The sequence below is a fragment of the Halomonas sp. KHS3 genome, from assembly GCF_000830495.1.
In the GTDB taxonomy this organism is placed as follows: Bacteria; Pseudomonadota; Gammaproteobacteria; order Pseudomonadales; family Halomonadaceae; genus Vreelandella; species Vreelandella titanicae.
The window spans coordinates 105,842-127,253 of sequence record NZ_JWHY01000006.1 but is presented as its reverse complement, the minus strand read 5'-3'; the positions used below and the strand labels follow the sequence as shown (position 1 = coordinate 127,253).

General features: G+C 55.3%; 22 protein-coding genes and 1 riboswitch. Of the genes, 10 read left to right on the top strand and 12 right to left on the bottom strand.

Annotated elements, in window-relative coordinates:
- Positions 1 to 120 precede the first annotated feature (120 nt).
- Positions 121 to 882 (bottom strand): SDR family NAD(P)-dependent oxidoreductase, encoded by a 762-nt coding sequence (locus tag RO22_RS15470; protein ID WP_041158738.1) that lies wholly within the window; start codon positions 880 to 882, stop codon positions 121 to 123.
- A gap of 223 nt (positions 883 to 1,105) precedes the next feature.
- Here RO22_RS15470 and RO22_RS15465 point away from each other — a divergent pair, with 223 nt between their 5' ends.
- Entirely contained in the window at positions 1,106 to 2,452 is a 1,347-nt protein-coding gene (locus RO22_RS15465; protein WP_235270519.1) for an aspartate aminotransferase family protein, read from the top strand.
- Between the two features lie 21 nt (positions 2,453 to 2,473).
- Here the strand turns inward: RO22_RS15465 and RO22_RS15460 are convergent, their stop codons facing one another.
- Positions 2,474 to 3,976 carry a PLP-dependent aminotransferase family protein gene (locus tag RO22_RS15460; RefSeq protein WP_041158804.1) on the bottom strand — a complete coding sequence of 501 codons (1,503 nt, stop codon included), beginning with the start codon at positions 3,974 to 3,976 and terminating at the stop codon, positions 2,474 to 2,476.
- A gap of 300 nt (positions 3,977 to 4,276) precedes the next feature.
- Between RO22_RS15460 and RO22_RS15455 the strand changes: the two genes are divergently transcribed.
- The 4 genes from RO22_RS15455 (at position 4,277) to RO22_RS15440 (ending at position 7,289) form a co-directional block, all read left to right on the top strand.
- Positions 4,277 to 5,134 carry a transporter substrate-binding domain-containing protein gene (locus tag RO22_RS15455; RefSeq protein ID WP_041158736.1) on the top strand — a complete coding sequence of 286 codons (858 nt, stop codon included), beginning with the start codon at positions 4,277 to 4,279 and terminating at the stop codon, positions 5,132 to 5,134.
- Between the two features lie 65 nt (positions 5,135 to 5,199).
- Positions 5,200 to 5,841 carry an amino acid ABC transporter permease gene (locus RO22_RS15450; RefSeq protein WP_022521643.1) on the top strand — a complete coding sequence of 214 codons (642 nt, stop codon included), beginning with the start codon at positions 5,200 to 5,202 and terminating at the stop codon, positions 5,839 to 5,841.
- Between the two features lie 22 nt (positions 5,842 to 5,863).
- Positions 5,864 to 6,529, top strand: coding sequence for an amino acid ABC transporter permease (locus RO22_RS15445; protein WP_022521644.1), 666 nt, complete (start codon positions 5,864 to 5,866; stop codon positions 6,527 to 6,529).
- Positions 6,522 to 7,289 carry an amino acid ABC transporter ATP-binding protein gene (locus RO22_RS15440; protein WP_041158735.1) on the top strand — a complete coding sequence of 256 codons (768 nt, stop codon included), beginning with the start codon at positions 6,522 to 6,524 and terminating at the stop codon, positions 7,287 to 7,289. Before RO22_RS15445 ends, RO22_RS15440 begins: the two co-directional genes overlap by 8 nt.
- A gap of 29 nt (positions 7,290 to 7,318) precedes the next feature.
- Here RO22_RS15440 and RO22_RS15435 read toward each other — a convergent pair whose 3' ends face one another.
- From RO22_RS15435 to RO22_RS15405, 7 genes are all read right to left on the bottom strand, one after another.
- The gene (locus tag RO22_RS15435; RefSeq protein ID WP_200890260.1) at positions 7,319 to 8,080 is read right to left on the bottom strand and encodes a M15 family metallopeptidase; all 762 of its coding nucleotides are present in this window, start codon (positions 8,078 to 8,080) and stop codon (positions 7,319 to 7,321) included.
- A gap of 49 nt (positions 8,081 to 8,129) precedes the next feature.
- On the bottom strand, positions 8,130 to 9,404 hold the full coding sequence (locus tag RO22_RS15430) for a TRAP transporter large permease (RefSeq protein WP_039857366.1): 1,275 nt from the start codon (positions 9,402 to 9,404) through the stop codon (positions 8,130 to 8,132).
- Positions 9,401 to 9,892, bottom strand: coding sequence for a TRAP transporter small permease (locus RO22_RS15425; protein ID WP_051051763.1), 492 nt, complete (start codon positions 9,890 to 9,892; stop codon positions 9,401 to 9,403). Before RO22_RS15425 ends, RO22_RS15430 begins: the two co-directional genes overlap by 4 nt.
- A gap of 113 nt (positions 9,893 to 10,005) precedes the next feature.
- Positions 10,006 to 11,040: a TRAP transporter substrate-binding protein DctP gene (gene dctP / locus RO22_RS15420; protein WP_009285955.1), complete on the bottom strand. Its 1,035-nt coding sequence runs from the start codon at positions 11,038 to 11,040 to the stop codon at positions 10,006 to 10,008.
- Positions 11,041 to 11,166: 126 nt separating this feature from the next.
- Positions 11,167 to 12,093: a LysR family transcriptional regulator gene (locus RO22_RS15415; protein WP_009285954.1), complete on the bottom strand. Its 927-nt coding sequence runs from the start codon at positions 12,091 to 12,093 to the stop codon at positions 11,167 to 11,169.
- A 67-nt stretch (positions 12,094 to 12,160) separates the two neighbouring features.
- Positions 12,161 to 13,423, bottom strand: coding sequence for a D-amino acid dehydrogenase (locus tag RO22_RS15410; RefSeq protein WP_027957102.1), 1,263 nt, complete (start codon positions 13,421 to 13,423; stop codon positions 12,161 to 12,163).
- 161 nt (positions 13,424 to 13,584) lie between these two features.
- A riboswitch (glycine riboswitch) is annotated at positions 13,585 to 13,686 on the bottom strand.
- A gap of 116 nt (positions 13,687 to 13,802) precedes the next feature.
- Complete coding sequence (locus RO22_RS15405) at positions 13,803 to 15,476, bottom strand: isovaleryl-CoA dehydrogenase (RefSeq protein WP_041158734.1); 1,674 nt, start codon at positions 15,474 to 15,476, stop codon at positions 13,803 to 13,805.
- Between the two features lie 244 nt (positions 15,477 to 15,720).
- Here RO22_RS15405 and RO22_RS15400 point away from each other — a divergent pair, with 244 nt between their 5' ends.
- The 3 genes from RO22_RS15400 to RO22_RS15390 all read left to right on the top strand — a co-directional run bounded on the left by RO22_RS15400 (position 15,721) and on the right by RO22_RS15390 (position 17,063).
- Entirely contained in the window at positions 15,721 to 16,014 is a 294-nt protein-coding gene (locus tag RO22_RS15400) for a hypothetical protein (RefSeq protein ID WP_027957100.1), read from the top strand.
- Between the two features lie 21 nt (positions 16,015 to 16,035).
- Positions 16,036 to 16,332, top strand: a complete 297-nt coding sequence (locus RO22_RS15395) for a YciI family protein (protein WP_041158733.1) — start codon at positions 16,036 to 16,038, stop codon at positions 16,330 to 16,332.
- A 203-nt stretch (positions 16,333 to 16,535) separates the two neighbouring features.
- Positions 16,536 to 17,063, top strand: a complete 528-nt coding sequence (locus tag RO22_RS15390) for an HPP family protein (protein ID WP_022521653.1) — start codon at positions 16,536 to 16,538, stop codon at positions 17,061 to 17,063.
- Positions 17,064 to 17,065: 2 nt separating this feature from the next.
- On the opposite strand, the gene RO22_RS15385 is transcribed toward RO22_RS15390, so the two are convergent.
- Positions 17,066 to 17,638 (bottom strand): gamma-glutamylcyclotransferase, encoded by a 573-nt coding sequence (locus RO22_RS15385; RefSeq protein WP_009285951.1) that lies wholly within the window; start codon positions 17,636 to 17,638, stop codon positions 17,066 to 17,068.
- Between the two features lie 130 nt (positions 17,639 to 17,768).
- Here RO22_RS15385 and RO22_RS15380 point away from each other — a divergent pair, with 130 nt between their 5' ends.
- The gene (locus RO22_RS15380) at positions 17,769 to 18,623 is read left to right on the top strand and encodes a sirohydrochlorin chelatase (RefSeq protein WP_041158732.1); all 855 of its coding nucleotides are present in this window, start codon (positions 17,769 to 17,771) and stop codon (positions 18,621 to 18,623) included.
- Positions 18,624 to 18,737: 114 nt separating this feature from the next.
- Positions 18,738 to 20,327, top strand: coding sequence for an ABC-F family ATPase (locus tag RO22_RS15375; RefSeq protein ID WP_041158731.1), 1,590 nt, complete (start codon positions 18,738 to 18,740; stop codon positions 20,325 to 20,327).
- A gap of 45 nt (positions 20,328 to 20,372) precedes the next feature.
- Here the strand turns inward: RO22_RS15375 and RO22_RS15370 are convergent, their stop codons facing one another.
- On the bottom strand, positions 20,373 to 20,978 hold the full coding sequence (locus tag RO22_RS15370; RefSeq protein ID WP_041158730.1) for a cell division protein ZipA C-terminal FtsZ-binding domain-containing protein: 606 nt from the start codon (positions 20,976 to 20,978) through the stop codon (positions 20,373 to 20,375).
- A gap of 40 nt (positions 20,979 to 21,018) precedes the next feature.
- Positions 21,019 to 21,282, bottom strand: a complete 264-nt coding sequence (locus tag RO22_RS15365; RefSeq protein ID WP_235270518.1) for a TspO/MBR family protein — start codon at positions 21,280 to 21,282, stop codon at positions 21,019 to 21,021.
- Between the last annotated feature and the right edge of the window lie 130 nt (positions 21,283 to 21,412).

Below are 21,412 nucleotides of genomic sequence, written 5' to 3'. Positions count from 1 at the left end.
AATGTATCAACAATCGGTCAAAAGCGTAATGAAGCGAGTGGATAACGCCCTTTATCTAGTCAAAGAGCAAGGGCGGTATCGCGTTTCAACGGGTGGCCTATTAAAATCGGCGCAGCAGGCTTAAGCCGGGTCGCGATCAACCGCAAACGCTGACCATGCCTGACGAACGGTCATAATTTCCAAGCGATTGATGTTGATATGGGCGGGCAGCGTGGCCAAGTAGTAAAGCTGCTCGGCGATATCCTCTGCTTGAAGTGGCGTCGTACCCCGGTAAAGTGCATCCGAAGCGGCCTGGTCGCCTTTCGTTCTGACCAGCGTGAACTCGGTTTCTGCCATGCCAGGCGCCAGGTCAGTGACCCGCACGCCAGTACCTAACAGATCGCAGCGTAGGTTGTAGCTGAACTGCTGAACAAAGGCTTTCGACGCGCCATACACATGCCCGCCTGGATAGGGCCACTGTCCCGCCACCGAGCCGAGGTTGAGAATGCTCGCGCCTTTACCGGTTTTCAGCAGCAGCGGCAGCGCCGCGTGCGTGACGTTGACCAACCCGGTGATATTGGTGTCGATCATGGTGTGCCAATCCTCCAGCGCCACCTTTTGCGCCGGCTGCGGTGCCAGGGCTAACCCCGCATTATTGATTAAACACGTCAGCGGCAGAAACGTTTCCGGTAAGTGGCTAATGGCGTCAGTCACCGCGTCACTATCGCGGACATCCAGCGCCAGCGTTAGCACGGGCACCTGCTTGGAAAGCTCCTCCTCAAGTGCTTTGAGGCGCTCTACGCGTCGCCCGGTTAAAATCAATGACCAGCCCGCTTTGGCAAAGCGCTGGGCAGCCGCTTTACCAAACCCTGACGTCGCTCCGGTAATAAGTACGCTAGGCATTGCAATCTCTCCACGTTATTTAAATGATTAAAAGGCGATGGGGCGAGTTCTGACATCACTGTAAGCAACGCTGGTTCAAGCCTTTAGAGCCAGTTCGTGCCTGTTACTGTGACATCACTCGTCTGTCCCTCTGGTATGTAACGACTGGCCCTACAGCCTAAACGGTTGACTCACTAGGCTGGCAAGCACGCTATTTCTATACGAGTTAATTAGGGTGCTTGCTATGAATACCAATATTGCCGCTTCACATCCACCCGAAAGCGGTGTGGATAATACTTATGTACACACCTTAGATCGCCAGTATGTGTTCCACTCCTGGGCACAGCAAGGCAGTTTAGACCCCATGGTGATTGCAGGGGCTGAAGGGTGTCGCGTATGGGACTATGTGGGGCGCTCGTATCTGGATTTTAGTAGCCAGTTAGTCAATACCAATATCGGCCATCAGCACCCCAAAGTGGTGAGCGCGATTCAAGCCCAGGCCGCGAGCCTGTGTACCATTGCCCCCGCCCATGCCAACTTGGCTAGGGGCGAAGCAGCCAAGCGTATTATCGCCAAAGCGCCCGCTGGGTTTAGTAAGGTGTTTTTCACCAATGCGGGGGCTGATGCCAACGAGAACGCCATCCGTATGGCGCGCCAGTATACTGGGCGAAGCAAAATACTATCCGCCTACCGCTCCTATCATGGCAATACCGGTTCAGCGATTGCCGCCACCGGTGATTGGCGGCGGGTGCCCAATGAGTATGCCAGCGGCCATGTGCACTTCTTCAACCCTTACCTTTATCGCAGTGAGTTTTGGGCGCGCAATGAAGAGGAGGAGTGTGAGCGGGCGCTGCAACACTTGCGCCGGGTGATTGAGTGCGAAGGTGCTAATGCGGTCGCGGCCATCCTGCTGGAAACCATTCCCGGTACGGCTGGCGTACTTTTGCCTCCGAAGGCGTATCTTCAGGGCGTTAGAAAACTCGCCGATGAGTTCGGTATTGTACTGATTCTTGATGAAGTGATGGCTGGCTTCGGCCGCACGGGCCGTTGGTTCGCTTTTGAACATTATGACATGGCGCCGGACTTAATCGTCTTCGCCAAAGGGGTGAACTCGGGCTATGTGCCTGCCGGGGGCGTGATTATCTCTGAACCCATCTCACGCTATTTCGATGACCACTTTTTTGTCGGTGGCCTGACGTATTCCGGTCACCCGCTGGCAATGGCGGCGATAGTCGCGACCCTGGATGCGATGGAAGCAGAGGGCGTGGTTAAAAACGCTGACGCGGTGGGTAATGGCCCGTTAGCCGCAGGGTTGCAACAGCTTGCCGAGCGATACGCCATCATTGGAGATTGGCGGGGCGTTGGAGTGTTTCACGCTTTAGAGCTCGTCAGCGACCCGGTTTACAAAACACCACTGCCAGGGGCGGAAGTGTTGCAACTCAAGCAGCAATTAATGGAAAACGGACTGCTGGTCTTTACCGTTGAGAACCGCATCCATGTGGTACCGCCGTGTATCGTAACGGCCGCTGAAGTAGAGGAGGGTTTAGCCATCCTGGATCGCGTGTTGAAAAACTATACGGCATCACGCTAGATTGGTTTTTAAATGCCCGTTTTAAGTGCCCGTTGTTAAAGTACTCAGGGCGTTATCGTAGGCGAGGCCCAGGCGCTGTATGCCTGGGTCGATACGCTCCCTCTCGATGGCGCCAAACCCTAGCCGGAAAAAGCGCCGCGGCGGGGCGGCATCGAAGAAGTGCTGGAAGCCGGGTTCAATCAGCACACCCCGCTGGGCGGCATGCCAGGCTAGCCGCTGAGTATCGATGCCCGCATCCGCTTCCATCCAGAAGGCGCTGGAGCGACTGCTGCTGTGGCTGAGGCAGCCGGGCAATGCCTGGTCAATAGCGAGCCGCATCGTGTCGCGCCGCCGGTCGATCTCCTCCACATGGAGCTTTAGGTAGCGTTCGTAATAGCCTTGAGAAATAAACTGTGCCAGCTGGTGCTGTAACGCGGCGGGTGGGTGACGGTACATCATGCGGCGCAGCGCTCGCAGCTCGTCAATCACTTCAGCATCGGCCACGACATAACCCATGCGCAGCCCAGGCGAGAGCGCTTTGGATAAGCTGCCCATGTAGATAATTCGCGCGCTCTGCGCGCTGGCTTTGAGGGCTGGCAGCGCGAACTGGTCGCCATGAATCTCGGCGTCGTAGTCATCCTCAATCACGATTTGGTCGCGATGGGGTAGCTGTGCCAGCAACGCCTCGCGCCGCTCGCGGCTCATGGTCACGCCCGTGGGCACCTGATGACTGGGCATGACGTACAGATAGTCACACTGCTGAGACCCCTCAAGACGCATGCCTTCCGTATCCACGGTTTGCAACTGCAGGCAGGCACCGCGCTGGGCAAACACATTCATTGCTTCGCGGTAACCGGGAGATTCCAGGGCCACGCGGGTGCCCCGATGGCAGAGCAACTGGGCAATCAAATAGAGTGCATTTTGCGTCCCCATGGTGATCAGAATCTCTTCTGAGCGAGCAAAAATACCTCGGCGCGGCAAAATACGTTTGCGCAATTGCTCAATCAGGAGCGGGTCGTCCTGGTCAATACGATCGCGCAACCAGGGTTTATCGCGCTGTGAGCTGAGTAAACGCCGAGAGACATCGCGCCACTGGGCTAACGGAAAAAGTCGCGTATCTAGCTGGCCGTAAATAAACGGATAGGCATATTCCGACCAATTACCGGGTTTGAGAATGCCTTGGTAGTTAGTAGGGCGCTGAGCAATGCGTTTGTGCCAGTTTGGTGCGCTTATTGCGCCGTTATTGGTTTCGGTTAACGCTGTTAGTGATGAACTAAGCGTTGATTGGGGGTCGCTATAATCAGGGTGTAAATAGTAGCCGCTACGAGGGCGACTTATTAAATAGCCATCCTCGACCAGCTTTTCGTAAACAATCGCCACCGTATTACGCGAAATACCCAGCTGTTGTGAAAGCTTGCGGCAGGAGGGCAGCGCGTCCTCGCTGGGTAAACTGCCCATACGAATCGCTTCCAGCAGCGTTTTGCGTAGTTGTTCTTGCAGGCAGGCGCCAGCGTTAGGGTCGACCTCAAGACACAGTGATGTCATGCACATCTCCTCTTTAAAACCCTGGCCGTCTAGCCCATTCACTCAAGCATCTCTCCTTAAACAAAGCATCTTTCGTGCCAGCTCTGTTGTTGGCAGTGGCTATCGGTAACTGTCCTTTTAATTTGCGCTAACTGGCTCTAATCGCAGAGAGGATAAAAATCTAGGGTGAAGTCAGCTTCTGCATATCGCCCAACTGTTTGCAGACCCACTGCAAACGCAAAGGCGAGCGATGTTTTGACTGCTTTTTCTAAAACCTATTTTTTAAAAGCGTATTTTTGAAAACCTAGGGGATATCAGACGATGAAAAAAATAGCTGCCTTAGCCTCCGCAATAAGCATCGGCGCGCTTGCTTTAAGTGCGTCACTGACCGTTTCCGCTGCGGATTTAGATGAAATAGAGAGCCGTGGCTATATGAGCGTGGCCACCGAAGATAACTACGCACCGTTCAACTTTATGAGTGGCAGCGACCCCGATGGCTTTATCAAAGATATATTGATTGAACTGGAGGAATACGCTGACTTCGAGATCCGCCAGGATATTTTGCCTTGGACGGGGCTTCTGGCCTCGGTTTCATCGGGCCAATACAACATGGCGCTTACCGGCGCGTCGGTGACCGACGAACGCCTGCGGGTGTTTAACTACGCGCCGCCGTTTGCCTCGGCTCAGCACTTTTACATTAAGCGGGCGGGCGATGACCGTATCAACAGCATCGAAGATTTAAGCGGTATGACGCTGGGCGTTCAGGCGGGTAGTGCACTGCTATCGCGCCTGCCAGAGCTTGAGGTCATGCTGGAAGAAAGCGGTGGCGAGCTGGGCGACGTCATGCAGTATGAAGCCTATCCAGAAATCTACGCTGATCTTGCCAATGGCCGTGTTGACTACGTTATCAACTCCATCGTGCCGGTGAATGACCTGATCAGTGAGCGCCCTGACGTATTTGAAGCCGGTCAAGCGGTCTCCGGTCCTGGCTATGTTGCCTGGCCGATGCCTAAAGACAGCCCACAACTGCTGGCCTATATCACCGACTTTATGAGCCACCTGCGTGATTCTGGCCGCCTGGCCGAGCTGCAGGAAAAGTGGTTTGGCGAGTCCTTTGATGACCTGCCGACAACCCCTATCACCTCAGTGGAAGAGTTCCACGAAATGGCCGGTATGTAAGCCATCACATTCGCCTGCCGCCCAGCCTGGGCGGTGGTTTTCTTATCGCGAATTAGGGGGTGAGCATGGACAGTAGCGCATGGGGGCTTCTCATCCAGGGCGCCTGGACAACGCTTTGGATATCCGGCATCTCCATTGCCATCGGTGTGGTAATGGGGCTTTTGATTGCATTGCTTAGGGTGGCCAAAATTCCCGTTTTGCATCAATTGCTAGGCGTCTACATTAGCTTGGCGCGGGCAACGCCGCTGGTGACGCTGGTGCTGTTTATCTTCTTAACCGCGCCGACCATGGGCGTTAACCTCAACCGCAATGTGGCCGGTATTATCGCGTTAACCCTCAATACCACTGCTTTTAACGCTGAAATCTGGCGCTCTGCCTTTAACAACTTCTCCAAAGAGCAGCGTGAAGCGGCCCTGGCCATCGGTATGACACCGTGGGTCTATTTCCGCCGTATTATGCTGCCACAAATCACCATTACCAGCCTGCCGGGTTTGGTGAATGAAATGTCATTTCTGATTAAAGGCAGCCCCGCTATTGCGGTCATCGGCGTCGTCGACCTGACCCGTGTGACCAACCGTATTTCGGCGGTTACCTACGACCCACTGCCACCCATTTTAGCGGCTGCGGCGCTGTATATGCTGATTATCAGTCTGTTGGTGTGGTTTCAACGTGTGGCTGAGCGTAAAGCCAGCCGGCTGGCCGTTTAAGGTGGTCGTTTAGGGAGTCTCTATGAGCAACTGGGAAATTCTTTGGTCATCTTACGATGTGTTTTTAAGTGGTTTTTATAACACCTTAAAGCTATTTGGTTTATCCGCTGTCTTGGCTTTTTTAATGGGCAGCGCCATGGTGTTTTTATTGGAGGGTTCCCGCCCACGGTTAAAGGTTCCGCTGCGGATTTTTATCGATGGCATGCGTATGCTGCCATTTTTGATCCTGGCCTACCTGCTGTATTACGGCTTACCTAGTGCAGGCATCCGCATGAGTGCCTGGACGGCCGGAATTATCGCCCTGGTGATCTACCATGGCGCATACTTCGCGGAGATTCTGCGCGGCTGCCGCGCTACCTTCGCCCAAGGGCAGGTAGAGGCAGCAATCGCCCAAGGGTTCTCGCAGCCCCAAATGTTTATGCGCATTATCTTGCCGCAGCTGATTTTGAAAACCCGCGGCTTATTGGGTAATCAGTTGATTATCCTACTCAAAGACACCGCCTTTCTGGTGATCATCACCGTGCGCGAACTCACCGCGGCGGCGAGCAGCCTGTCGAGCACCTACTTCATTCCCATGGAGGCGTTCATCGTGGTGATCGGCTTCTACTGGCTGATCAGTATTGGTTTAGAACTATTTATCAAAATGATTGGCCGTTTTGGCGCCAAGCGAGGATTCGAAAATGCCTGAGACCGCCGCTGTTAGTATTCGTAACCTTTCCAAAAGCTTCGATGGCACCGAAGTGCTGCGGGATGTATCGCTGGAAGTTCAGCCCGGCGAAGTGGTGAGTATTTTGGGCTCATCGGGTTCGGGTAAATCTACCCTGCTACGCTGCATTAACTGGCTTGAGCAACCCGACCGGGGCGACATCCGTATTGCTGGTGATCGCATCGGCGTGAGTGACACTGGAAAACACATGTCGCGCCGTGAGCTGGCAGGCATGCGCGCGCGCTTGGGCATGGTGTTCCAAGGCTTTAACCTCTGGCCTCATTTAAGCGTGCTGCGCAATGTCACCGAGGCGCCTATTCATGTTCAGGGGCTAAGCAAAACCGAGGCTGACGAGCGGGCCATGGCGCTGCTCGAAAAAGTCGGCATGGCCGACAAGCGTGAACAATATCCCTACACACTCTCTGGTGGTCAGAAACAGCGGGTAGCGATTGCGCGGGCACTCGCCATGCAGCCTAAGGTGATGCTGTTCGATGAGCCCACTTCAGCCCTCGACCCAGAGCTGGTGGGGGAAGTGCTTGGGGTGATCAAAGACCTCTCCAAAGAAGGCTACACCATGGTGCTGGTGACCCACGAAATGGAGTTTGCCCGGGCAGTCTCCGATCAAGTGGTCTTTCTCGACAAAGGCATCATCATTGAAAAATCCCACCCCAGCGAGTTCTTTGAGAACCCTAAAACCGACCGAGTACGGCGCTTTCTGGAACTTGAAGCGCCTGCGGTGTGAGCACACTGAATCTGGCGCTGGCTAGATCATTACCCCAACTGCCTGCGCCAGCGGTTCTCTATGGTATCCAGCTCTGCCGGGCCGTACTGTGCATGATCATGCGGCCCGTAGTAGGCCCATAATTGATCGCCGTAATCAAAGTGCCACCACTCGCTGGGCAGGTTGGTGAAGCCTTGCTGCTGCAGGGTGTGATAGAGCAGGCGGCGGTTATCCCGCGCCTTATATTGCTGCGGGGTAAGCATTTCCAGCTTTTCGAAATAGTCGCTATGGGAGGCGGGGAGCGCTTCATCAAACAAGGTGCCCATATCCAGTGGCAGGCCATCGGCATCACAAAGCGTGACATCGACGGCGCCGCCGGTGAGGTGCGGGCTGGGGGCTAAAGGATCGCGGCTGGGTACCGATACGAATTCTCTTGTACGCTCCAATAGCTCCGCTTCGCTGAGATCTGGATGGTGGTGGTGGATGGCTTCATGCAGGGTATCAAACAAGTACTGCTGCACCCGCCATGGCCGCCAGCCATCCAGTACGATCAACCCGATACCCTCGGGTAAGCTACGTGCCGCAGCGAGTAGCGCCCGATAAACCCCCTCACGAACGAAACACTCCGGCACCGCACCCGGAATACCCAGCCGAGCATAGGCGGGGAACACGCTGACCGGTGCCGGGGCGAGGCTCATCGGTACCAGGCGCTCGCCGTTATCTTCAATAGGCGCGCGGCGCAGCTGTTCCCAGCAGGGCGCTGAATGGCTGGGTATAGGCGGCAAGGCCTTCAATAGTGTTCTCAAAGGCATTATGTTATCCAAGCAGAGTGTTATCCAAGCTGGTTATTAAAACTGGTTGTCAAAACTGAGTAGGCAGCCACAGCGTCAGCGATGGAAAAAGGATGAGTAGAATAAGCACCGCAATTGCCGTCAGTACAAAGGGCCAAATGGTTCTGAATAGCGACACTATCTCAAGCCGACTAACCGCGGCGGCCACGAACACACAGGCGCCCAGCGGTGGCGTGATCAATGCAATGGTAATGTTCAGTGTGATGATGACGCCCAGATGAATGGGGTCTATACCCGCCATCATAGCCACCGGCGCAAAGATCGGCGTCAGTAGCATCAATGCCGACACCTCCTCCATAAACATGCCCGTGATGAAGGTGATCGCACTAAGCAGCAATAAAATAACCACGCTATTGTCCACGTAGGGTGATAGCAGGGATACAAACTGCGCAGGTACTTGCGCATAGGAGAGCAGCCAGCTAATCGTCGCCGAGGCCGCCATGATGAGAAAAATCGCCGAGGTTAAGCGTGCCGTATCAAGGATGGCTTGCCAGCACTCTTTAAAGCGTAACCCTCCCAGCACAAAGCCACATAAGGCCACATACAGCGCTGTCAACGCGCCCGATTCTGTAGGCGTCACAAAGCCCAGCACGATGCCAGCAACAATAATAAAGGGAGCGATAAGCGCGGGCAGAGCGGCCGCGAAGGCTATGCCAAGTTGGCCGATTGAGGGCAACTGGCCACTTTTGGGTAATCGGTGGCGCCAGGCATACCAAGCGTTCATGCCCATAAAGGCAACCCCCAGCAGCAGACCTGGTACTACGCCCGCCAGAAATAGATCGCCTACTGAGGTGTTGGTCAGTGAGGCGTAGAGGATCATAAAGATACTGGGTGGAATAATCGGGCCGATCAGCGAGCTACCGGCAGTCAACCCAGCGGCAAAAGCCCTTGAGTAGCCCTCCTTCTCCATGGCAGGTACTAACAGCGACCCCAGTGCCGAGGTATCCGCCACCGCTGAGCCATTGACTCCTGCGAAGAACACGCTCGACACCACGTTGACGTGGCCCATACCGCCCCGCAAGTGCCCCACTATCAGGCGGGCGAACCCCATCAGGCGCTCGGTTAAGCCGCTGACGTTCATCAGGTTGCCAGCGAAGATGAATAACGGAATAGCCATCAAGGAGAACACATTGATACCGCCAAAGAATTGCTGGGGCAGCATACGTGGAATCATCGAGGGGTCGACAAACAGAAAGCCTACTATCGCCGTGGTCAGCAGTGCGATGAACAGAGGAAGCCCAAGCAAAACGTGGCCGAGGAAAACCGCCAACATAGTCACAATCATAAGGTGTCCTCGACAGTTTTAAGTGGCGCGGGGCCATAGAGAAGCGCATGCCAAGCCAGTAATAAAAAGCCAACGGGTAGCGAGAGGAGGGGCACCGTGCGGCTAATGCCAAGCCCTGAGGTGGTAAACATGCTGACCGAGAGTGCATAGCGATAGCTGACCCAGGCACCCCCCGCTGCAATCAGCAGGGTGAGCAGCCACTGGTACACGTTCAGCAAACGCGCGAGAGGGGGTGGCAGTAGCTTCTCCAACAGACCAACGCGCATGTGACCCCCTTCCGACCAGACGGTGCCAGCCGCGAGCATCACGGTGGCGATAATCAAAAATCGCGATATCTCATCTGTCCAAATAGGGGCACCACCGGCGATGTAGCGGGCAAACACCCCATACAATATGGCCGCAACATTGAGGCATAGCAGCGCGCCCGCCAGGGTTAGGGACACCGGGCGGCTGATCGCCAGTAGACGGGATCGAAGCGTATTAAACATGGCAGCCTTCCAGGAAGCACAGAAACGTTAAGCACTAGAACATTCAGTACTGGGATATTAAGTACTGGAAATTAGGGGGCCGGTAAGGTACCAGCCCCTGTTGTTAACAGCCGTTAGTCGAGCAGTTCGCTCATGCCTGCATCTTCCAGGGCCATATCGATCCAGCGTTGCTCGATATCACGTTCTTCGAGCCACTCAAGATAGGCGGGCTGGCCAATGTCGCGGAAAGCGGTGAGCTCCTCTTCAGAAGGGCGAATCACTTCCATTCCTTGCTCTTCCAGGTAGGCGATACGTGCCTCAACCTGTTCCTCGTTGTGCTCACGGGCATTGTGATTAGCTTCGGAGACGGCCTCCATAAAGGTGCTGCGAAGCTCATCGTCCCAACCTGCGATCATGTCGCTATTGCCCACCAGGAACTGATCGGAGTATTGGATATTGGCTAGGGTCAGGTAGTCCTGCACTTCGTAGAGGCTGCCCAGGATGATATACATCGGCGGGTTCATCTGGCCGTCGGCCACTCCTGTACGCAGTCCCATGTAGGTCTCTGTCCAGGGAATGGGAGTACCGGAGGCACCGAAGGATTCATAGAGGGCTACCTGGCTGGGATCCATGGCCCGGAAACGCAGCCCTTCGAAGTCGTCCGGGTGGCTGATAGGCCGTTCATTGTTGGTGAATGCCAGGAAGCCCCCCTCTTCGACGACCGCCAGCATATCGATACCGGCACGCTCCTGCAGAGCATTGCTGACTTCCTGCCAATACTCTCCTTCATCGAAGAAGCTACGCGCCGCCGCAAAGTCGTCGAACAGAAACGGAATAGCGCTGACGAAGATCTCATCAACGAGAGGAGAGACGCCTGCAAATGACGCCACGTTGAGCATGGGCGTATTCATGGTTTGTTCCATGCGCTCCTCTTCATCACCCAGCATGCTATTCGGGTAGAGCTCAAGCTGTATCTCACCGTCAGTTTTTTCGTCTACCAACGTTTTAAGGTTCTCTGCAAAGACGTGGACAGCATTCTTTTCGGGATCTGGGGCACCGTTGTAACTCAGATTAATGGTGGTGGCTGCAAGAGTGTTTCCTGCCATCATGGCAGAGCCAATCAGGCAAGCCGAGATGAGTCGTTTGGGTGAAAAGTGCTGAGTAAACATCGTAAGTCTCCTGGTTTATTGTCGTGAGCTATGAGGCGCTAAGGGCGCGTTATTGGATTTATAAGGAGTGCTTACTAGAAGACTATGTATTGAGGTGTTGACTATGCAATACCTAAACTGTGGCTTTTATTGCAACAGTCGTGGTGCATCGGCGGAGAAAAAGCGCATGCCTTTGTGCAAATGATCGATGCAAGTGATTGAGGCGACCGGGAGTTCCTGCCCTTTCAGGCTAACAATTTGTGCCCGCGTACCGTTCATCACCGGGTACTGCATGGGTAGTGTGAAGATCTCACCGCGCTCAATCTCATCCGCTACGGTGAGTTCGGGCATAAACGTAACGCCGATGCCTGAGCGGACGAAATTCTTTAACACCGAAACAGAGTTGGTGTGCAGGCGTGCTTCAAGATGAATGCGCTCCTGGTGGGCCACCATATTGACCATTTGCCGCATACCAAAAGGATTGTCCATTAACGCCAGGGGCCACCCCTTTAAGTCATGCAGGGTTACCGGGCGGTTAAGATCACTTAGTGGGTGATTGGGGGGCACAATCACATCGAGCGGCTGGCGCGTTTCCACGTGGCAGAAAAGTTGCGGGTCTACCGGCGGTGCATAAAGTAGCGCTATATCCACTTCACGATCTTTGAGTAACGACATCGCTTCGTTGACACCCGCCATGCGAATTTCGACATTGATACCGGAAAACGCTGACATAAAAGTGCCTAACGGTGCGGCGATCAGGTCAGCGATAAACCCTTCTCCCACGGCAATACGAACTTCCCCTTTCGTTAGGCTTTGAAGTGCCATTAGCTGGGAGAGCACCGCTTCTTCTGAAGCCCGCTGGGCATGAAAATGGTGCACCAGTAGCTGGCCCGCTGCGGTTGCGCGCATCCCTCTTCCGTGCCGCTCGCATAGCTGGGTATCCAACTCTTCTTCTAGTGCTTTTAGTTGGCGGCTAACGGCAGAAGCATCGACATTCAGGTGGGCCGCGGCACGCCTGAGCGAGCCGCGGCGAATCACTTCATTGAGGTAGGTTAATGCACGTTGGTTAAGCATAAAACACGCCTGTGGTGGAGTGTTTTATATCTTACCGGAAGCCTGCCCGGACATGTCACGGTTGGGATTAGATTAGCGGTTGGGTGGCTTGCTGAGAGTGGGCGTTTTTATCCTCTACCGCATCTGCGAGCATATCCGCGGTGATGGCAGAGAGGGTCCAGCCCAGGTGGCCGTGACCGGTGTTGTAAAACACTGTGGGTAATTTTCCGCGGCCGACTTTGGGCAGCATGTTAGGGAGCATCGGGCGCAGGCCTGCCCAAGGTACTACGCGGCGAGTGCTGACGCCGGGGAAGCACTCTTCCACCCAGCGGATTAGCGGGCGGATACGGTTGTCGCGGATATCGCGGTTATAGCCGTTAAACTCAGCGGTGCCCGCAATACGGAAGCGGTCATCGCCCAGGCGGCTGGTCACTAACTTGGTCTCATCATCGAGCAGGCTAACGGTGGGCGCTGCCTGTTGGGAGGCAGCGTCATCGAGCTGCACGGTGATCGAGTAGCCTTTGACCGGGTAGATATTGACCCGATCGCCTAGCTTGGCAGCCAGAGCACGGCTGCCCACCCCGGCGCATACCACCACACTATCAAAGGTTTCGCGCACCGGGTCACCGTCAGCCTCGCCTTCAAGCGTGGCGGTGATCCAGGCGTGCTGTTGATCGGCGCCGATATCCTGGACGCTGTGACCATATTTAAGCGTTACGCCGCGGCGCTCGGCGGCTTGAGCCAAGCCGTGGGTAAACTTATGAATATCGCCGGTGGCGTCGCTTTCGGTATAGAAGCCGCCGTAGTAGTTGCCCGCCATCGTCGGTTCGATGGTGCGCATCTCGTCAGGGGTGACTGCTCGGCGCTCCAGGCCGCCTTTGCTGAGCAGCTTGGAGACCTTGGCGGCGTGGTCATAACCCGCTTTGTCGCGGTATATATGCAGAATGCCTTTCTGCTTGAGGTCAAAGCCGATCTGCTCGTCTTTTGCCCACTGAAACAGGTGCTCTCTGGCCGCAATGGCCAGCCGCGTGGTCTCTGTGGTGTTGGCAGCGTAGCGGGGTATCGAGGCGATAAATTCGCCAAACCAACTGAGCTTGTGCCAGCTTGGGCGGGGATTAACCAGTAGCGGGGCGTCGTTTCTGAGCATCCAGCGCAGGCCCTTGATCACGGTTGGCCAGTGGTTCCACACTTCGGCGTTGGAGGCCGAGAGCTGACCGCCGTTGGCGAATGAGGTCTCCATGGCGGCGTAACGATGCTTTTCAAAGACGGTGACGTCATAGCCACGTTTGGCCAGGGCGTAGGCGCTGGTAATGCCGGTGATACCACCACCGATAACGGCAATACGTTGCATAACTCTCTCCAGGTTGTATGAGCGTCGGGAATACCACCTAACGGCGTAGCTGTTGGCGTACCCCTTCCGTCATGGAACCTGAGAGATTCACGCATCCGTTGGGTGCGCTTGCTCCTTCGGTGGGCTGAGTGACGCAGTCATCAGCCGCTCTTCGGAAAGTTAAGGTAATAGCGGTCCGGTTGCCTGAGAGTTTCCGGGGCTGTTGCTCCTTCGGCGCTGGCGTCATCGACGAGTGATGCACCAAGCTCTCCCACTATCACGTTGTTGCTGGCTTTTAATGTAAATAGTTTTTTAATGTGATTAGTTTTACGCGATCAGTTTTAGCATGGAAGACGACCATAGTCGTGAACGCTTATTCCAAGGACTCACTCCAAGGGTTTTATTCCACGGGCCGGGCACGCTGGATGATTGCCGCGCAATCCAGCCCGGTGGGTAGCGTGCCTGTATTGAGGCCACTGCGGTCGGCAAGGCGACCAGCGCAGAATGCATCGGCCACATAAGCGGGGGCGTGCTGAACCAGCAGGGCGCCCTGTAACGCTAGGGCCATGCCGTCCGCCAACTGGCGGGCGCGGTACTGGAGCGTTTGAGTATCCTGCATCTGCCGCTGTAATTGGTGGATAAAACGGTCAAGATGCCCATTGGCGCCCTGTGAAAGGCCGAGTTCGGCGAAGTAGGCGTCGAGTACTTCGGGCTGTTTTTCAATCGCGCGCAGGATATCCAAGCACTGCACATTTCCGCTGCCTTCCCAAATGGCGTTGATGGGCGACTCGCGAAACAGGCGCGCCATTATGTGGGTCTCCATGACGCCGCTTCCACCAATCACCTCCATTGCCTCGTATGCGTGGTGGGGCGTGCGTTTACATATCCAGTACTTGCCCACAGGGGTGGCGATTCGCGAAAGCAGGCGCTCATGCTCGTTGTCCTGATGATCCATGGCGCGGGCCATACGCAGCATTAAGGTGGTGGCGGCTTCGCTCTCAATGGCCAAGTCAGCGAGTACGTTCTGCATCAGCGGCTGTTCGCTGAGCCGCGCCCCAAAGGCATGCCGATGAGAGGCGTGGTGAATGGCCTGGGCGGTGGCTTGGCGCATTCCGGCAGCTGAACCAATCATGCAGTCGTAGCGGGTCATGGCGACCATCTCGATGATGGTGCGCACGCCGCGGCCTTCATCGCCCACCATCCAGGCAAAGGCGCCCCGCAGCTCGGTCTCGCTGGAAGCATTCGATACATTGCCCATTTTACGTTTTAGCTGCTGTATATGAAGCGGGTTCTTACTGCCGTCGGGCCGCCAGCGTGGCAGCAAGAAACAGCTCAAGCCACTGGGCGCCTGGGCGAGTACCAGAAATGCATCGCACATTGGCGCGGAGACAAACCATTTATGCCCCACCAGCTCAAAAGCTTCCCCCGGCCCGCCTTGATCAATCGGGTAGGCGCGGGTGGTGTTCAAACGCACATCGGAGCCGCCCTGCTTTTCGGTCATTGCCATGCCCAGAGTGAGGCCCTGTTTCTCGAAATAGGGGACGTTGCGCGGGTCGTAATGTGGGGCGGTGATTTTATCGCCCCAGCTCTCAAGCAGGCTGGGTTGATGGCGCAGTGCGGGCAGGGCTGCAAAGGTCATGGTAATCGGACAGCCGTGGCCCGCTTCTACCTGGGCCTGTAAAAAGTAGTTGGCGGCCCGATAAACATGCGCACCGGGCCGAGGGGTTCGCCAGGGGCTAGCATGCAAGCCGTGCTCTATCGCCGTTTGCATAAGCTGATGATAGGCGGGATGAAACTCGATCAAATCGACCCGATGGCCTTGCTGGTCGTGGGTCACTAACTGGGGGGAGTAACGGTTGGCCTCAACCCCCAAGGCAATCGCCTCAGCAGAGCCCGCCCACTGGCCAAACGTCTTGAGTGGGGCATCGTCGTCAGACCCGCTTTCACGGTTAACGCCTTCCTGAAGAACGCGATCAGCTGTGTAGCTATTGTAGCTTTCCAGCGGTGGCGGCTGGTTTTCTACCTGGTGAGTGCTAGCTTGGAGTTGATCGGCCAGGGGGTAATGATGGTTCATGGCAGGCACCTAGCGCGTAACGACGATAAGGGTGATTGTTTAAACGAACGTTTTACGGCTCATATATTTTGGAGCGTTTATGAGAGCATAGTTGCTGGACGGAGTAGTTGCTGGACGGAAAAGTCGCTAAAAACGGAAGGCGAAGAGGGGGAGGGATGGATCCTGCTTTGCTCAGTCAGCGTATTTAACCGACAATGCCGCTTATCCTTCTCAGTCACGGGTACTATCGATGCAAGCAAACGCGATGCAGACAAACGGCTTTTTTGACGAAATTGGCGAAACTATCGGTGAAGCCATCCGCGTGGTGGTGGAGTTTCTGCTGGGCATTTTCACCAACTTCTTCGGTGCGTTCGGCGATTTCATCGATGGCCTGACGCGTTCGCTGGGAATCAGTGATTCCTTTTTCAGCATTGCTGTCTTAGTGATTGGGCTGCTGATTCTGTGGGGCGGTTTGCGCGCTTTTCTGCGAGGCTCGATAATCGGCGGTATTGTACGTACCGTATTGGGGCTGTTTATTCTTTCGTGGTTGATGATGTAGACACACTGAGAGGAGGAGTAGATGAAGCAGTTTGCGTTGATCGCCTATGATTACACCGATGAGGGGGCCTTAAACCGCCGCCTGGCTTGTCGCGAGCTGCACCTGGAAGGACTGCGTAATCTCTATCGGTCGGGTAATTTCGTAAGTGGTGGGGTAGTGCTGAACGATGAAGGTAAAATGATCGGTTCAAATGCACATTTCAGATTTGCTACTCGAGAAGATTTAGAGGCTTGGCTGGCGCAAGAGCCTTATATGACTGAGCGTGTCTGGGAGCAGGTCGATATACGCAAAGTTAAGCTGTTTGATCCCTCTATATAGTATGACGAACGAGCTCGGGTATTGTTTATAAAAAATGTCATAAAATAATGCCCCCGTTTCTCTCCTTGGTTAACACCCCATACACTGATGATGAGCAATCGCGTTGCCCTTGAGTCAGTTTCATCAGGGGCATGATAGATTGTCATTTGCTTATTTGGTGCATTTTGGCATCATTTGCACTCATTTTGTGCAAAGCGAGTGTAATGAAAACTTATCTTGGCAAGATGCGGGGGCAGCCAGTCAAGCGTGCCCGGGTAGGCTGGCAGGATGCTTTTTGGTCATGGGTCGGGGCCTTTACCGGTATGGCGGTCATTTGCTGGTTAAGCTCGGCGTGGCTGTCACAACAACTGCTCATCGTAGGCTCCTTCGGCGCAACCTCGGTGCTCATCTACGCAGCACCTGAAAGCCCTTTTGCCCAGCCCAGCCATGTACTCTTTGGCAGCGTGCTCTCCGCGGGTATTGGCGTTGCTTGCTACCAACTGCTGGGAGCGACCCCCCTCTCAATGGCTCTGGCCGTATCACTGTCGGTGCTGGGTATGCAGCTAACCCATACGGTTCACCCACCAGGAGCCGCGGCGGCTCTGATTGCGGTAGGCGGGGGTGCCAGCGTTCATCAACTGGGGTGGTGGTATCCTCTTTTGCCAATCGGAGCGGGCAGTATAGTGATGCTGGTAATCGCCATATTGGTCAATAACCTTGCCCGTCACCGCCGTTATCCGCGCTACTGGTAATGTTAAAATTGGCTCAGCTGTTGTTCCAGAGCAAAGATATGGGCATCTTTGGCGCCTAGTTCCCGCAGCGCCACGGCGAGGTTGACCAAGTAGTCGCGGTTGGGGCCGCTGGGCCCATGGGCGTTGGCAATTTGCTGGGCGATCTCATCAAGCGGCGCGTCGCCCAAAAAGGCCGGATTGTCATCGCTGGCCAGATAAATAAGCCCTTCGCTCTGTTCGGTTCCGTTGCCTTTCTCGTCCATAAACGTCAGCGGTACTTTTTCCCGCAAATAGCCGTTCTTCTCCCGCACATCCAACGGCGCGAGCACTTCCGGGGCAATGCGGTAGGCCATGCCGTGGCAAATCGAATCTTTGGCGCGGATCAGCGTTGCCACCCGCCCAGGCGCTTCAGGCGTGCCGCGGTGATCATGGGAGCCCTGCCAAAATCGCCGCTCCCAGCCGTGTATATACGCCGGGCGGCGCTCCAGGTAGGCAAAGTCAGCCTTCCAAATCAGTGAGCCGTAGCCGAATAGCCATATCGCCGCATGGCCTTCGAAGAAGTTTCTTTGCTGGTTAAGTGCAGTGGTATCAAGCATCGGTATCAGGCAGCGTTTTTAAGGCACATTTTTCAAGTAACATGGGGGCCAACGACGGTGTAAAACCACCATCTTAACATGTCACGGTTGATCACCCACACGATTGCCAAGACCACGACTGGAGGCAGCCATGCGCGCGATTTTTCTGGTGGATAACGGCTCGCTACGAGCGCAGGCAACGCTGAATTTACGCCGCGTGGCGGCTTCGCTTAGCGGGCTTGTAGGCGAAACCGTGCAGGCGGCCTCGCTGCTGCACTCCAATAAGATTCCTGCGGATGAGGTGGGAGGCATTCCCGCCACTACCCTTGGCCCCGCCGCTGAACGCAGTGCCGAGCAGGGGGCAACGGAGGTTATCGTGCTGCCGTTCTTTTTTGGCCCCAGCAAAGCGCTGACGGGTTATCTACCCGAGCGCATGGCCATGCTGCAGGAGCGCTTTCCCCACGTTAAGGTGCGGGTAGCCCAGCCCTTAGTGGATGAGTTCGGCGATAACGACCTGCGTTTAGCCCATCTGCTGGCCGATAACGTGCGCGACAAGCTTCGCCCAGGTACTAAACCGCATGTGGCGCTGGTGGATCACGGCAGCCCGATTCCTGAGGTTACCGCCGTACGCAACCGCCTGGCGGGGCAGCTTAGCGTGCTGCTAGCCGATGACGTAGCGTGTGTTGCCGCTGCCTCCATGGAGCGGCGCGAGGGCGATGAGTACCGCTTTAATGAGCCACTGCTGGAAAACTTGCTGGCGCTACCCGAGTTTAAGATAGGCTCGGTGATCCTGGCGATGCTGTTTCTTTCGCCGGGGCGCCACGCCGGGGAGGGCGGCGATATTGCCGAGATTTGTGCAGCGGCTGAACAGCAGTATCCAGGGCTTTCCGTTACCACGACGAAGCTGGTGGGGGAGCATCAAGGGATCGTTGATATATTGCACTCGCGGCTGCGCCAAGCGCTTGATGATGAACGCTTTCTACTCGATATCCCGGCAATCGCCTGACGCCACTAGGGTTTGATGGGTGAATACACGCCTAATAGCGCGTAGAATCGCGAGCCTTTCTATTCGTTGTAAGCTGTCGTCGTTACTGACAATGCGCTAACCAGGGCTCCTTTTGTGATCGCTACCGCCAATATCACCATGCAGTTTGGGGCCAAGCCCCTGTTTGAAAATGTCTCCGTTAAATTCAATAACGGCAACCGTTACGGCCTGATTGGCGCGAACGGCTGCGGCAAATCCACCTTTATGAAAATTCTCGGTGGCGATTTGGAGCCCACTTCCGGCCAGGTGATGCTGGATAGCAGTACACGGCTGGGTAAGCTGCGTCAGGATCAGTTTGCGTTTGAAAACGAGCGGGTGATCGATACCGTCATCATGGGCAATGTAGAGCTCTGGTCGGTCGCCGCTGAGCGTGAACGCATTTACTCCCTGGCAGAGATGAGCGAAGAGGACGGCATGGCCGTCGCTGACCTGGAAGTGCGCTTCGCCGAGCTGGACGGCTACACCGCCGAGCCCCGCGCAGGCGAACTGCTGCTAGGTCTGGGCATTCCCATTGAGCAACACACGGGCCCGATGAGCGAAGTTTCTCCCGGCTGGAAGCTGCGCGTGCTGCTCGCCCAGGCGCTATTCGCTGACCCGGATGTACTGTTGCTGGATGAGCTGACCAACCACCTGGATATCAACACCATCCGCTGGCTGGAAGATATTCTTAAAGCGCGCAGCAGCACCATGATCATCATCTCCCACGACCGCCACTTCCTGAACAGCGTTTGTACCCATATGGCGGATCTGGATTACGGTGAAATCACCCTGTTCCCGGGTAACTACGATGATTACATGACCGCCGCCACCGCCGTTCGCGAGCGTCAGCACTCGGATAACGCCAAGAAAAAGGCCCAGATTGCCGAACTGCAGCAGTTCGTGAGCCGCTTCTCCGCTAACGCCTCGAAGGCTAAGCAGGCTACGTCTAGAGCGCGTCAAATTGATAAAATCAAGCTGGAAGATATCAAGCCTTCCAGCCGCGTAAGCCCCTTTATCCGCTTTGATCAGGCGAAGAAAATCCACCGTAATGCCGTCAACGTGGACGGCATTACCAAGAGCTATGAGGGCGACAAGCCGCTGTTCGAGCGTCTTTCCATGACCGTGGAAGCCGGTGAGCGCATTGCTATTATCGGCCCCAACGGCATCGGCAAAACCACGCTGCTGAAAACCCTGGCGGGCGAGTTACACCCGGACGCGGGCGAAGTGAAGTGGACCGAAGCCGCTGAAGTGGGGGTTTTTGCTCAGGATCACAGCGACGACTTTGCCGTCGATGCCACGTTGTTTGAGTGGATGTCAGCATGGACTCAAGGTGGCGAGCAGGTGGTTCGCGGTGCTCTGGGGCGGATGCTGTTTTCCAGCGACGATATTGGAAAATCGGTGAAGGTCATTTCCGGTGGCGAGCAGGGGCGCATGCTGTTTGGTAAGTTAATCCTTACTCAGCCCAACGTAATGCTGATGGATGAGCCGACTAACCACCTGGATATGGAGTCTATCGAGGCGTTGAACCTGGCCCTGGAGAACTACCCCGGCACGCTGATGTTTGTGAGCCACGACCGTGAGTTCGTCTCGTCACTGGCCACGCGCATTATTGATATGCAGCCGGAAGGCATTGTCGATTTCAGCGGCAGCTACGATGACTACCTGCGCAGCCAGGGAGTCGTCTAACGCTGTTTTTTCAGCATGGTTCTTTGTAAGAATAGCTCTGTAAATCTATTCGCCGATAATTTGCTCAAAGGTGCTGTCGGTGGCGAGTTCGCGCTCGTCATTGAGCATTTTGCCGCTAAACACCGTCTGCATCTCTTTGGCGAGTTCTACGTAGACATGCATTTGTTGATTACGTCGCTTACGTAGCGGTGGTTTCACTAATAAGCTAATACCCTTGATGGGCTCATGAGTTTCCCCGCGCAGCAGGTCAGGCATTTCCCCCGGTGGAAAGGCGTTGGCGATAGTGACTGGGTTGGAAGGCTGTTGGCCGTCGATTAAAAATATCTTCTTAAGCGCGTCGTAGTGAGCGTCTTTCTCCCGCAGCCACTGGGTAAGGCGCTCGTCTGAATCTTCACTGGGTTGATCAAAGATTATAAAAAGCGAATGCTGCTTCACTTTTTTAGTTTGCTTTGAGGGTGCAGGGGTGTCAGGTTCTTGAGCTTTTTCAGAGTTGTCTGCTTGTACCGGACGAGGCGCAGCGGCTTTCGCTTTCGCTGCGCGCCGTCGTCGGCGGCGCCAGGGCACAATGACATATATAAATATCGCTGTTGCCATTGCGCCTAATACCAGCGATGCGAAGGCGAGTACTATTATAGTAGTGGTGCGATCCATACTCTCAGAATCCTTTTTTTAATCAGCGCTCAGGCTTTATTTAGCCGACGACAGTTTGTTTACGCCCAAAGAACAGCCACGACCACGCGGCATTGACCATAAGCTGCAGCGCGTAAGCCGCTAAGCTTGCTGAGCGCCATACTGAGTCATCCGCCATATAAATACGCCAAGCGACGATAGCCATCAACAAATACAGTATGCCCCAAGCGATGGGGAAAGCGATATTCGGTGGTGTCCAGCTTGGCTTACTTAGTTCGCGGAACCAACCATCAGGCCGAAAGCGCGCACCCAGTCGTGGCGGCAAGGCCGACGAGCAGTAGAGACACCAGCAGCGCTAATAGCGAAGCAAGCATTCATTACCTGTATGTTCAAACGAAAGAATCAATAGCCTAGCAGCGTTTATCCAAGAGGCTCAACACAAAGTAATCACGAGC

Bases quoted from the DNA above. Each gene is read 5' to 3' on its own strand.
- RO22_RS15470 (WP_041158738.1), bottom strand. From the start codon at position 882: ATGCCTAGCGTACTTATTACCGGAGCGACGTCAGGGTTTGGTAAAGCG.
- RO22_RS15465 (WP_235270519.1), top strand. From the start codon at position 1,106: ATGAATACCAATATTGCCGCTTCACATCCACCCGAAAGCGGTGTGGAT.
- RO22_RS15460 (WP_041158804.1), bottom strand. From the start codon at position 3,976: ATGACATCACTGTGTCTTGAGGTCGACCCTAACGCTGGCGCCTGCCTG.
- RO22_RS15455 (WP_041158736.1), top strand. From the start codon at position 4,277: ATGAAAAAAATAGCTGCCTTAGCCTCCGCAATAAGCATCGGCGCGCTT.
- RO22_RS15450 (WP_022521643.1), top strand. From the start codon at position 5,200: ATGGACAGTAGCGCATGGGGGCTTCTCATCCAGGGCGCCTGGACAACG.
- RO22_RS15445 (WP_022521644.1), top strand. From the start codon at position 5,864: ATGAGCAACTGGGAAATTCTTTGGTCATCTTACGATGTGTTTTTAAGT.
- RO22_RS15440 (WP_041158735.1), top strand. From the start codon at position 6,522: ATGCCTGAGACCGCCGCTGTTAGTATTCGTAACCTTTCCAAAAGCTTC.
- RO22_RS15435 (WP_200890260.1), bottom strand. From the start codon at position 8,080: ATGCCTTTGAGAACACTATTGAAGGCCTTGCCGCCTATACCCAGCCAT.
- RO22_RS15430 (WP_039857366.1), bottom strand. From the start codon at position 9,404: ATGATTGTGACTATGTTGGCGGTTTTCCTCGGCCACGTTTTGCTTGGG.
- RO22_RS15425 (WP_051051763.1), bottom strand. From the start codon at position 9,892: ATGTTTAATACGCTTCGATCCCGTCTACTGGCGATCAGCCGCCCGGTG.
- dctP (WP_009285955.1), bottom strand. From the start codon at position 11,040: ATGTTTACTCAGCACTTTTCACCCAAACGACTCATCTCGGCTTGCCTG.
- RO22_RS15415 (WP_009285954.1), bottom strand. From the start codon at position 12,093: ATGCTTAACCAACGTGCATTAACCTACCTCAATGAAGTGATTCGCCGC.
- RO22_RS15410 (WP_027957102.1), bottom strand. From the start codon at position 13,423: ATGCAACGTATTGCCGTTATCGGTGGTGGTATCACCGGCATTACCAGC.
- RO22_RS15405 (WP_041158734.1), bottom strand. From the start codon at position 15,476: ATGAACCATCATTACCCCCTGGCCGATCAACTCCAAGCTAGCACTCAC.
- RO22_RS15400 (WP_027957100.1), top strand. From the start codon at position 15,721: ATGCAGACAAACGGCTTTTTTGACGAAATTGGCGAAACTATCGGTGAA.
- RO22_RS15395 (WP_041158733.1), top strand. From the start codon at position 16,036: ATGAAGCAGTTTGCGTTGATCGCCTATGATTACACCGATGAGGGGGCC.
- RO22_RS15390 (WP_022521653.1), top strand. From the start codon at position 16,536: ATGAAAACTTATCTTGGCAAGATGCGGGGGCAGCCAGTCAAGCGTGCC.
- RO22_RS15385 (WP_009285951.1), bottom strand. From the start codon at position 17,638: ATGCTTGATACCACTGCACTTAACCAGCAAAGAAACTTCTTCGAAGGC.
- RO22_RS15380 (WP_041158732.1), top strand. From the start codon at position 17,769: ATGCGCGCGATTTTTCTGGTGGATAACGGCTCGCTACGAGCGCAGGCA.
- RO22_RS15370 (WP_041158730.1), bottom strand. From the start codon at position 20,978: ATGGATCGCACCACTACTATAATAGTACTCGCCTTCGCATCGCTGGTA.